This window comes from Gordonia sp. GN26 (genome assembly GCF_054823965.1).
In genome coordinates, this window is the sequence record NZ_JSYC01000015.1 from 83,642 (window position 1) to 93,855 (window position 10,214).

The 10,214-nt window shown below is 66.4% G+C and carries 13 protein-coding genes; 9 read left to right on the forward strand and 4 right to left on the reverse strand.

Translation table 11 applies throughout. The features are described from left to right. Positions 1-1,156: 1,156 nt before the first annotated feature. From infA to truA, 8 genes are all read left to right on the forward strand, one after another. Positions 1,157-1,378: a translation initiation factor IF-1 gene (gene infA / locus OK17_RS05440; RefSeq protein ID WP_004023539.1), complete on the forward strand. Its 222-nt coding sequence runs from the start codon at positions 1,157-1,159 to the stop codon at positions 1,376-1,378. A 119-nt stretch (positions 1,379-1,497) separates the two neighbouring features. Next, on the forward strand, positions 1,498-1,611 hold the full coding sequence (gene rpmJ, locus OK17_RS05445) for a 50S ribosomal protein L36 (RefSeq protein ID WP_005207978.1): 114 nt from the start codon (positions 1,498-1,500) through the stop codon (positions 1,609-1,611). Positions 1,612-1,823: 212 nt separating this feature from the next. Next, positions 1,824-2,192, forward strand: a complete 369-nt coding sequence (rpsM, locus tag OK17_RS05450) for a 30S ribosomal protein S13 (RefSeq protein ID WP_161928744.1) — start codon at positions 1,824-1,826, stop codon at positions 2,190-2,192. Beyond that, positions 2,192-2,599 carry a 30S ribosomal protein S11 gene (gene rpsK, locus OK17_RS05455; RefSeq protein ID WP_004023536.1) on the forward strand — a complete coding sequence of 136 codons (408 nt, stop codon included), beginning with the start codon at positions 2,192-2,194 and terminating at the stop codon, positions 2,597-2,599. Before rpsM ends, rpsK begins: the two co-directional genes overlap by 1 nt. A gap of 24 nt (positions 2,600-2,623) precedes the next feature. After that, on the forward strand, positions 2,624-3,229 hold the full coding sequence (gene rpsD, locus OK17_RS05460) for a 30S ribosomal protein S4 (protein ID WP_232718815.1): 606 nt from the start codon (positions 2,624-2,626) through the stop codon (positions 3,227-3,229). Between the two features lie 89 nt (positions 3,230-3,318). Continuing rightward, entirely contained in the window at positions 3,319-4,371 is a 1,053-nt protein-coding gene (locus tag OK17_RS05465) for a DNA-directed RNA polymerase subunit alpha (protein WP_005197582.1), read from the forward strand. Positions 4,372-4,454: 83 nt separating this feature from the next. Continuing rightward, positions 4,455-5,021, forward strand: a complete 567-nt coding sequence (gene rplQ, locus OK17_RS05470) for a 50S ribosomal protein L17 (protein ID WP_232718814.1) — start codon at positions 4,455-4,457, stop codon at positions 5,019-5,021. Positions 5,022-5,040: 19 nt separating this feature from the next. Beyond that, complete coding sequence (gene truA, locus OK17_RS05475; RefSeq protein ID WP_232718943.1) at positions 5,041-5,916, forward strand: tRNA pseudouridine(38-40) synthase TruA; 876 nt, start codon at positions 5,041-5,043, stop codon at positions 5,914-5,916. Here truA and OK17_RS05480 read toward each other — a convergent pair. From OK17_RS05480 to OK17_RS05490, 3 genes are all read right to left on the reverse strand, one after another. Continuing rightward, positions 5,913-6,536, reverse strand: a complete 624-nt coding sequence (locus tag OK17_RS05480; protein ID WP_232718813.1) for a TM2 domain-containing protein — start codon at positions 6,534-6,536, stop codon at positions 5,913-5,915. The genes truA and OK17_RS05480 overlap by 4 nt on opposite strands. Before the next feature lie 67 nt (positions 6,537-6,603). Beyond that, positions 6,604-7,104, reverse strand: a complete 501-nt coding sequence (locus OK17_RS05485) for a hypothetical protein (RefSeq protein ID WP_232718812.1) — start codon at positions 7,102-7,104, stop codon at positions 6,604-6,606. Positions 7,105-7,152: 48 nt separating this feature from the next. Beyond that, entirely contained in the window at positions 7,153-8,223 is a 1,071-nt protein-coding gene (locus OK17_RS05490) for an alpha/beta fold hydrolase (protein ID WP_232718811.1), read from the reverse strand. A gap of 190 nt (positions 8,224-8,413) precedes the next feature. On the opposite strand from OK17_RS05490, the gene OK17_RS05495 reads away from it, so the two are divergent. After that, positions 8,414-9,085 (forward strand): DedA family protein, encoded by a 672-nt coding sequence (locus OK17_RS05495; protein ID WP_461416888.1) that lies wholly within the window; start codon positions 8,414-8,416, stop codon positions 9,083-9,085. Positions 9,086-9,090: 5 nt separating this feature from the next. Here OK17_RS05495 and OK17_RS05500 read toward each other — a convergent pair. After that, positions 9,091-10,214: MinD/ParA family ATP-binding protein (locus OK17_RS05500; RefSeq protein WP_461416889.1), on the reverse strand; the 1,124-nt coding region annotated here is incomplete at its 5' end.

Here is a 10,214-nt window from a genome sequence, read left to right on the forward strand (position 1 = left end):
ACCCGACGTCAATCTGTTCGCACTTCACCGCAACAGGATTGGTGCACCGTGGTGACGCAGCGCTCCGCCAAATGTCCAGCCCCACAGCACGATCCGCGATGTGTCGACATCGCCGAGTGTTCGAGCGAACGCGATGGACGCGGGCCGGTCGCCCGAGTTTGCCGCGTTTGACGGCTGTCGGTGACGCTTCCCGAACCATCGGTCGAGACGCGCCAGTTGTTCGGCAGGGGCGCGCTCACCCGGTAGCCGGTCGCCGGCAGGCAACCGGCCCGGCAATACCCCGTCCACGATCTGATCGAAGGCGCTCTCTGCCACCCTGCATGTGGAGGTTTCTCGAATCCGCCGAACACCACGCCAAATAGGTCAGTTGTCAGGTGGCGACACCGGTTCTGGACGCTTCGCCGCCGAGCACGGTGGGAATGCGCCCATCTGAAGGTCACACCTGACTGGTGCATCATCTCCACGGCCTAGGGCCATTACGCCAATGTGGAGCCATGTGGAGATGGAGCCGCAAGCCTGCACGGTGATCAACCGCGGACCCGAGGACGGTGGCCAACGCCGCGAGCACTCGGTCCAGATCGGTGCGCCAGACATTGCGCCGTCGACGACACCTGCGGTCAGCACCTTGTTCGATAGCCCCGGGCTGCTGCCGCGGTCTCGACCGAGCCGTCGACGACGTCGACCAAGCTACGGTCGAGCCGAGTCCACGGCTACCGGGCTGAACGTACAGATACCGACGTGCTTCTTCGTTCGCACGACAGGCGTGATCGGCCGCGATACGTTGAGTGCCGGCATGCCGTAACCGTGCCCCGTCCGGTGCCGGGAACGGTGTCGCGAGCCAGGTCGCAGACAAGCTCGATCGTCGCACGGTCGGCCTGATCGAGTTAGTCCAGACTGTCGTTAAAAGTGCCCACGCCATGCGCTCCTTCTCGCCGTTGGGGACGCATTTGGACTGTTCTCGCAGTTCGCGTAACATGGAACGTCGGTACGTCTCGCGTGCCGGCATCCGCGTGTCCCCACGCAGGTCCGGCCGCGTCGCACCGGGCGCAGGTCCTCGCGGACCGGTGCCCACACCCTAACGGACAAACACTGATTCAACCGGGCCGACGACGCCGCACCATCCGGGTGTCGCGAGAAGGCCAGGATCGCGGAGGACATGGCGAAGAAAGACGGGGCCATCGAGGTCGAGGGTCGAGTGATCGAACCCCTGCCCAATGCGATGTTTCGCATTGAGCTGGAGAACGGACACAAGGTTCTCGCCCACATCAGCGGCAAGATGCGGCAGCACTACATCCGCATCCTGCCCGAGGATCGGGTCGTCGTGGAACTCTCGCCCTACGACCTTGCTCGTGGGCGGATCGTGTACCGCTACAAATAAGACTTTCCCGGCACTCCCGGGAGAAGACTTCCCGGACATCCGTCTGGGAGGAGACCGACACCCACGTGTACGGCCGCGTTTCGGCGTGCGCGCGGGCGAGCCGAGCAGGAGAGATTGACGTGAAGGTTCAGCCGAGCGTCAAGCCGATCTGCGAGAAGTGCAAAGTGATCCGCCGCAACGGCCGGGTCATGGTGATCTGCGAGAACCTGCGTCACAAGCAGCGTCAGGGCTGATCACGCGCACCCCTCCGGGTCGCTTGAGTCAGAACAACTGAAAACCGACAACTGAAGAACAGAAGACCTCTCAGCACCAGCGGCGACAGACGAGTCACCGCCTACCTCCGGATCAGAGGCCGGAGCCCGCGAGGTGTGGACACACGGTTCACACACAGCTCACGGGACGGACTGGGAGAAGACCTCTGGAAACCGAAAAGGAAATCCGCCACATGGCACGTGTTGCTGGTGTGGATCTCCCCCGCGAAAAGCGGCTGGAGATCGCACTGACCTACATCTACGGAGTTGGGCGTACCACCTCCAAGGAGATCCTGGCTGCCACCGGTCTGTCCGCAGACCTCCGCGCCAAGGATCTCACCGACGCAGACGTCGCAAAGCTGCGTGAGTACATCGAGGCCTCGGTGAAGGTCGAGGGTGACCTGCGACGCGAGGTGCAGGCCGATATCCGTCGCAAGATCGAGATCGGCTGCTACCAGGGTCTGCGCCACCGCCGTGGACTGCCCGTCCGTGGACAGCGCACCAAGACCAATGCCCGCACTCGTAAGGGCCCGAAGAAGACCATCGCCGGGAAGAAGAAGTAATGCCTCCGAAGTCACGTAGCGCAGGCCCCAAGAAGGGCACCCGCCGTCGCGATAAGAAGAACGTCCCGCACGGCCACGCACACATCAAGTCGACGTTCAACAACACCATCGTGTCGATCAGCGACCCCAGCGGAAACATCATCAGCTGGGCGTCGTCGGGCCACGTCGGTTTCAAGGGCTCGCGCAAGAGCACCCCGTTCGCGGCTCAGCTCGCGGCCGAGAACGCTGCGCGCAAGGCCCAGGAGCACGGCGTCAAGAAGGTCGACGTTTTCGTCAAGGGACCGGGTTCGGGTCGCGAGACCGCGATCCGCTCCCTGCAGGCAGCCGGCCTCGAGGTCGGCACCATTTCCGATGTCACCCCGCAGCCGCACAACGGTTGCCGTCCGCCCAAGCGGCGTCGGGTCTAGTCGGGAAAGGGAGGAACAGAGAAAATGGCTCGTTATACCGGCCCCGCAACAAAGAAGTCTCGTCGCCTTCGCGTCGACCTGATCGGTGGTGACGCTGCATTCGAGCGTCGCCCCTACCCGCCCGGCCAGCACGGCCGCTCGCGGATCAAGGAGAGCGAATACCTGCTCCAGCTGCAGGAGAAGCAGAAGGCGCGCTTCACCTACGGAGTGATGGAGAAGCAGTTCCGTCGCTACTTCGAGGAAGCCAACCGTCGCACCGGCAAGACCGGTGACGAACTGCTGAAGCTCCTCGAGACCCGTCTCGACAACGTCGTGTACCGCTCCGGCATCGCGCGGACCCGTCGTCAGGCTCGCCAGCTGGTCAGCCACGGCCACTTCACCGTCAACGGTGTGAAGGTCGACGTCCCCAGCTACCGCGTCAGCCAGTACGACATCATCGACGTCCGTCCGAAGTCGCTGCAGACCGTCCCGTTCCAGATCGCCAAGGAGCTCGTCGGCGATCGTCCGGTCCCGGGTTGGCTCCAGGTCGTGCCCTCGACCCTGCGCATCCTCGTGCACTCCGTGCCCGAGCGCGCTCAGATCGAGGTCCCGCTGTCCGAACAGCTCATCGTCGAGTTCTACTCCAAGTAGTCCTTCGAGCAAGACCAGCCCGACAGCTACCTGCTGTTCGGTTCACTTTCTAGGTCGTCATATAGCGGGCGGCCAAAGGAGAAAACGAAATGCTCATCTCACAGCGACCCACCCTCACCGAGGAAGTCATCGCCGAGAACCGGTCGAAGTTCGTCATCGAACCGCTCGAGCCGGGCTTCGGTTACACCCTCGGTAACTCGCTGCGTCGTACCCTGCTCAGCTCGATCCCGGGTGCTGCCATCACCAGCATCCGCATCGACGGTGTCCTCCACGAGTTCACCACCGTCCCCGGGGTCAAGGAAGACGTCACCGACATCATCCTGAACCTCAAGGGCCTCGTGGTCTCCTCGGACGAGGACGAGCCGGTCACCATGTACGTGCGCAAGCAGGGTCCGGGCACCGTCACCGGCGCCGACATCGTGCCCCCGGCCGGTGTCACCGTGCACAACCCCGATCTGCACATCGCCACCCTGAACGACAAGGGCAAGCTCGAGATCGAGCTCGTCGTCGAGCGGGGCCGCGGCTACGTGCCGGCCGTGCAGAACAAGGCGTCGGGTGCCGAGATCGGCCGTATCCCGGTCGACTCGATCTACTCGCCGGTGCTCAAGGTGACCTACAAGGTCGAGGCCACCCGTGTCGAGCAGCGCACCGACTTCGATCGGCTCGTGCTCGACGTGGAGACCAAGAACTCGATCAGCGCGCGTGACGCGCTGGCGTCGGCGGGCAAGACCCTGGTGGAGCTCTTCGGGCTCGCCCGGGAGCTCAACGTCGAGGCCGAGGGCATCGAGATCGGACCGTCTCCGGCGGAGGCCGACCACATCGCGTCGTTCAGCCTGCCGATCGAGGATCTGGAGCTGACCGTCCGTTCGTACAACTGCCTCAAGCGCGAGGGTGTTCACACCGTCGGCGAGCTGGTTGCCCGGACCGAGTCGGATCTGCTCGACATCCGCAACTTCGGCCAGAAGTCGATCGACGAGGTCAAGGTCAAGCTGCATGCGCTCGGCCTGTCCCTGAAGGACAGCCCGGCCAGCTTCGATCCGTCGCAGGTCGCCGGATACGACCCCGCCACCGGTACGTGGTCGGAAGACGCGTCGTTCGACGCCGATTCCGGTGAGGATTTCGCCGAAACCGAACAGCTCTAGTCGCGTCGCCGCGGCAAGCTGTCACGCTCGCCCAAACCCTGACTTCCCGCTCGAGTGATCGGGAGTCCTCCTAGGAGAAGACAATGCCCAAGCCCACCAAGGGTGCCCGCCTCGGCGGGTCGGCCAGCCACCAGAAAGCGATGCTGGCGAACCTCGCCACCTCGCTCTTCGAGCATGGCCGCATCACCACCACCGAAGCGAAGGCCAAGCGCCTGCGCCCGTACGCGGAGAAGATCATCACCCACGCCAAGGCCGGCAAGCTGGCCAACCGCCGTGAGGTGCTGAAGGACATCCGCAACAAGGACGTCGTGCACACGCTGTTCGACGAGATCGGCCCGTTCTTCGCCGATCGCAACGGTGGCTACACCCGCATCATCAAGACGCTGCCGCGCAAGGGCGACAACGCCCCCATGGCCGTGATCGAGCTGGTGCGCGAGACCACCGCGTCGAGCGAGGCTTCTCGCGCGACCCGTGTCGCCGCATCGAAGAAGGCCGCTGAGGAGAACGTGGTGGAGGCCGTCGAGGCCGACGCCACCGAGGCCGAGGTCGCCAACGCCGACGCTGTCGCCGAGTCCGTCGACGACGAGTCGACCGCTGCCACCGCCGTCGAGGCGGAAGAAGCGACCGACGCAGACGACGACAAGAAGTAGTCGACTGAGTCGAGAATTGCTGACCGAACCCGTCGGCCCGGATTCCGGTGCCGGCGGGTTCTGTCGTCTGCGCTTCGACCTCGGTTACGACGGCACCGATTTCGCCGGGTGGGCACGGCAGATCGGGCAGCGCAGTGTGTGCGAGGAACTCGAGACCCGGTTGTCGACGATCCTGCGGGTGCCGGTCCGGCTGACGGTGGCAGGCCGGACCGACGCCGGGGTCCACGCGACGGGGCAGGTCGCACACGCCGTCGTACCGAGGTCTGCGCTGGAGACCCGATCGATCTCCGGGAACCCGTCGACGCTGGTCGGTCGGCTGGCAAAGATGTGCCCGGACGACATCCGGGTGAAAGAGGTCCGGGTGGTCCCGGACGCATTCGATGCGCGATTCTCCGCGCTACGCCGCCACTACCGTTACCGGCTCGACGACTCGCGGTGGGGACCGGAACCGGTGATGGCCCGCACGACCGCGACGTGGCGTCGCCCGCTCGACGTCGACGCGATGAACGCCGCATCGTCGGAACTGTTGGGATTGAACGACTTCGCCGCGTTCTGTCGCCGGCGAGAGGGCGCGACGACGATCCGCGACCTGCAGCGTTTCTCGTGGACCCGTGACGCGGACGGTGTGCTCGTCGGCGAGGTCAGCGCGGACGCGTTCTGCTGGTCGATGGTGCGGTCGCTGGTGGGTGCGGTAGCCAGCGTCGGTGACGGCCGGCGGAGCGTCGACTGGTGCCGTGCGCTGCTCGCGGAGAAGGCGCGCAGTCCACAGGTTCCGGTGGCCGAGGCCAGGGGACTGTGCCTGGTCGGCGTCGACTATCCCGCCGACGACGAGCTGGCCGCGCGCAACACGGTGACCCGCGACGTGCGCGGGTCCACCGGTTGCTGCGGCGGCTAGTTCCCGAGTTTGAGGCCGTTCTTGTCACGGACACTTCCGGTGAGCATCATGATGCCGTCGACGAGCGCCCAGATCGCGACACCGAAGATCAGCACGAAGCCGATCAGGAAGATCGCGGTGATGTAGCCGATGATCGTCAGGCCGAGCTGGATGCCGCCGATGGTGTTGTCGCCGATGTAGAAACGGCCGACGCCGAGCGTACCCAGGAAGATCTGCAACAGACCCGCCACGATCTTCGACTTGTCCGACAGCGGTTCACCGGTCGCAGGGTCGCGACCGTACGGCGCAGTCGGGTCCGGCGCTCCCGGATACCCGTAGCCGGCCGGTGCCCCGTACTGAGGTGCTCCGTACTGAGGTGCTCCGTACGGGGGCGCGCCGTATTGGGGTGAGCCGTACTGGCCGGCCCCGTACTGCTGTCCGGCCCCGTACTGCGGCGGGGTGCCGTACTGCTGGTTGCCATATTCCTGCGACGCGCCGTCGGCTGTCCCGTAGGACGGCGGTGCGTAGCCCGCGTTCGGGTCGGTGCCGTGGGCCGGGGTGTCCGCCTGCGAGGTGTCTCCGGGCGGGGGTCTCTTGACGAAGTCGTACGGCTTGTCGCCGGGGTTGTCCGGGCTTGTCATCGGTCGGTCCTCCTCGGTGGGTCCTGCGTGGTGTCGTCGGGGCAGTGCGGTCGTGTCGGGGTAGCGGTCAGGCCATCGCGGCGAGGGTGCGGGCATAGTTGACGCGCCCCGAGACGTCACCCATGGTGACCGGCGAGAACGCCGGGATGTTGGTGACGTGTAGGAAGCCGCCCCCGCCGCGCACGGTCACCTGGATGTATCCGGTGGTTCTGCGTTCCTTCATCAGTAGGAACAGCAGGCTGAGAAAGCACACCATGAAGAACCCGACGATGGCCAGTACCAGACCCGTCTGTGACATCCGTTCGGTCGACACGGACATGTCGGTGACGATCCACTGGGTGCCGGCGATGGGGCAGGTCCCCGAGGGTGTGATGACGTGATTCTGGGTGCACGTGATGTCACCGATGACGACGAGGGGTTGCTCGGGGGCCGGTACGGCCCCGTACTGATACGGTGCCGGATTCGGTTGTGGCGCACCGTACCCGGGAACGGCAAAACCCGGGCTCGAGTCGTATTCGGAAGGTTGGCCGAACGGCGTCGTGCCGTCGCCCTCGCCTGGGTGGGTCATGGACTCATCGTGGCACAGACCTGTGACGCAGGACGGCGGTGCGCGCACTCAGGTCGCGTTGCGCTCGTCCTCGAAGGCCCCCATGACGATCTCGAGGGTGTCCTCGTCGTCGATGAAGTCCTGCGGGTGCGGGCCCTCGGACAGCAGATGCCGCCAGTTCAGCGGGTCGAACACGATGGGGTCGTGCCGCGACAGGAAGTCGATGATCACCCGGCAGAATCGCTCCGGGTCGTCGCGGAACGGGAAATGCCCCGCGCCGGAGAAGGTTTCGAGCTCTGAGTGCGGAATCGCGGAGTGCGCGAGCTCGGCGTGGTGATAGGGGATGACGATGTCCTCGTCGCCCCAGATCAGAAGGACCGGGAGTCGTTCGGTGAGATAGCAGCGATCGAGCATGGTGACCGACTGTCCGCGCCAGTCGACGACGGCCCGCAGCGTCCGCAGGAACGCCGCATAGGCGGTCGGGTCGGCGAGGTCGCCGAGGACGCGCATGAGGTCTTCATGGTCGGCGAGAAGGCGTTTCGGAGTAGCGGTCACCGGTGCGAACGGGAGCACCGGGGCGGCGGCGACCGCCTTGGCCGCGACGCGCAGTCCGGGCACGACACCCGGGATCCGCAGCGCGGACAGGGCCTGGTGCACGACGGGAAGCGAGATCAGGCGCAGGGCCGGATTGACCTCCCGTGTCACACCGCCGGCCGCGACGAGCACGAGGCGTTCGACGAAACGCGGGAACTGGTAGCAGAACTGCATGGCCACGCCACCGCCGAGAGAGTGGCCGACGACGGTGACCTTGGTGTGTCCCAGGACGACCAGCAGGTCGCGCATGCCGTTGGCGAATGCGGGAACCGAGTAGTCGGCGCGCGGCTTGTCGGAGCGGCCGTGACCGAGGAGATCCGGCGCGATGACCGTGTAGTGCTGCGCCAGGATGGGGATGACCTCGTCCCACGTCGACGAGTTGTCGCCGATCCCGTGGATGAGCAGGAGCGCCGGACCGCTGCCGGCGATCCGGTAGGCGCGGCGGTAACCGTGAATTGTGTGGTATTCGATTCGGACGTCGGTGTCCGAGACGGGCCGCAGGGCCGGCGGCGGTGGCTTCGACGGACCGGGGGTCTTCGACGGCATTGTGGTTCCCCCTTCTGCTCGAGGTGTGCTGCTCACGGTCGAGTAAACCCCACCTGAAGGGACTTCGCGCGTCGGCGGTCGGTTGGGACGGATGACCATTTCGGGCGGTTGTCGGTCTGCCCCAGCGGCCGGTGGGTTCGTTCGCCCGGATCACCGCTCTCACCTGCGCGAACCGTTAGTGTGGGGCCTGATGAATCCGTTCGACGTGGAGTCCTTCGTGGCCACCGGTGGCCTGATCGGTCTGTGCGTGCTCGTGTTCGTCGAGACCGGGTTGCTGTTCGGCGTGATCTTCCCCGGGGACTCGCTGCTGTTCACCGCGGGTGTGTTCGCCGCACAGCCGGACCCGTTCGCATCGGTCTGGCTGGTGGTCCCATTGGTGGCGCTCGCAGCGATCGCCGGGGACCAGTGCGGCTACCTCATCGGCCGGCGGCTCGGACGCAGCGTCGTCGAGGGGCGGATGATGCAGCGCATCGGGCCCCAGTACGTGACGAGGACCAACGCCTTCTTCGACCGTTTCGGGCCGCTGACGGTCTTCTTCGGCAGGTTCATCGGCATCGTCCGAACACTGGTGCCCCTCACCGCGGGTTTCAGTGGGATGCCCTATCGCGCGTTCACGTTCTTCAGCGTGCTGGGCAGCTTCGCGTGGGCGGGCGGGATCATCGTGGCCGGCTACCTGCTCGGCAACGTGCCGATCGTCCGCGACAACATCGAGATCCTGATCGTCGCCTCGGTGCTCACGGTGGTGGTGCCGATGACCGTCCACGCCGCGCGACGATGGCGGGCGACGAGACGCCGGCAGGGTGAGGCCGCAGCGGTGGACGCGACCGCGCCGGCGGACCAGGCACCACCGGAGGCGCGCTGATCGGCCTACCCGAGGTACGGCTCTTCGCGCGGCAGCGTGGTGCCCGAGAAGTCGTCGGCGATGGTCGCCGCGAGTTCGACGAACGACCGCTTGGCGGCCTTCGACATCAGTTCGAGGTCGACGTCGGCGCCCTCGGCGAGATGGTCGTCGAACGGGATCTTGTGGACCGCACGGCACCTGGTGAGGAAGTGCTGACCGAGCTGATCGGTGTCGATGGTCGACGACCCCGGACGCGACGAACTCAGCACGACGACGGCCCGCGACACGAGGTGACCGAAGCCGTGGGCCTCGAGCCAGTCCAGGGTGGCGCCGGCGCTGCGCGCGCCGTCGAGAGCGGGCGAGCTGACCAGGATGATCGTGTTCGCGAGGTCGAGGACACCGTTCATCGCCGAGTGGCTCAGGCCGGTGCCGCAGTCGGTGATGATGATGTTGTAGAACCGCTGGAGGATGGTGACGACCCCGCGGTACTCGTCCTCGTTGAACGCCTCCGCCATCGCCGGATCACGTTCGGACGCGAGGACTTCGAGGCGGCTCGGGGCCTGTGACGTGTGGGCCCGGACGTCGGAGTAGCGGTAGACGTTCTGGTCGGCGAGCAGGTCGCGGACCGTCGAACGCGTCTGCTGCGGGATGCGCTGGGCGAGGGTACCGAGGTCGGGGTTGGCGTCGACGGCGATGACCCGGTCGCCGCGCAGGGATGCGAAGGTCGAGCCGAGGCCGACGGTCGTCGTGGTCTTGCCGACACCGCCCTTCAGCGACAGGACCGCGATGCGGTAGTCGCCGCGCACCGGTCGGTTCACGCGCTCGAGCAGCTGCTGATAGGCGATGTCGCCCTGGGACTCACCGGGATTGATGGCACCGGCCGACAAGGTGTGGACGGCGCGTCGCCAGCCGCGGCTCGGTGCGCGACGGGCCTTCCGGATCAGTGCGACTTCGTCCAGCGACGGGCCGCCCAGTGGCGGGCCGTAGCCGCCGGGCGCCTGCTGAGGCGTATACGCGGGTGCGGGGCCGGTGCCCGGGCCGAACTGTGCCGGCGGCATCGGTCCGCTCCCGACCGGCGGGCCGGCGGGATGTGCGGGACCGGGAGCCCCGGGCTGCGGGAACGGTGGCGGTTGGTGAGCCGCCGGCGGGG

Coding starts and splice junctions, on each gene's coding strand:
- infA (WP_004023539.1), top strand. CDS start 1,157: ATGGCGAAGAAAGACGGGGCCATCGAGGTCGAGGGTCGAGTGATCGAA.
- rpsM (WP_161928744.1), top strand. CDS start 1,824: ATGGCACGTGTTGCTGGTGTGGATCTCCCCCGCGAAAAGCGGCTGGAG.
- rpsK (WP_004023536.1), top strand. CDS start 2,192: ATGCCTCCGAAGTCACGTAGCGCAGGCCCCAAGAAGGGCACCCGCCGT.
- rpsD (WP_232718815.1), top strand. CDS start 2,624: ATGGCTCGTTATACCGGCCCCGCAACAAAGAAGTCTCGTCGCCTTCGC.
- OK17_RS05465 (WP_005197582.1), top strand. CDS start 3,319: ATGCTCATCTCACAGCGACCCACCCTCACCGAGGAAGTCATCGCCGAG.
- rplQ (WP_232718814.1), top strand. CDS start 4,455: ATGCCCAAGCCCACCAAGGGTGCCCGCCTCGGCGGGTCGGCCAGCCAC.
- OK17_RS05480 (WP_232718813.1), bottom strand. CDS start 6,536: ATGACAAGCCCGGACAACCCCGGCGACAAGCCGTACGACTTCGTCAAG.
- OK17_RS05485 (WP_232718812.1), bottom strand. CDS start 7,104: ATGACCCACCCAGGCGAGGGCGACGGCACGACGCCGTTCGGCCAACCT.
- OK17_RS05490 (WP_232718811.1), bottom strand. CDS start 8,223: ATGCCGTCGAAGACCCCCGGTCCGTCGAAGCCACCGCCGCCGGCCCTG.
- OK17_RS05495 (WP_461416888.1), top strand. CDS start 8,414: ATGAATCCGTTCGACGTGGAGTCCTTCGTGGCCACCGGTGGCCTGATC.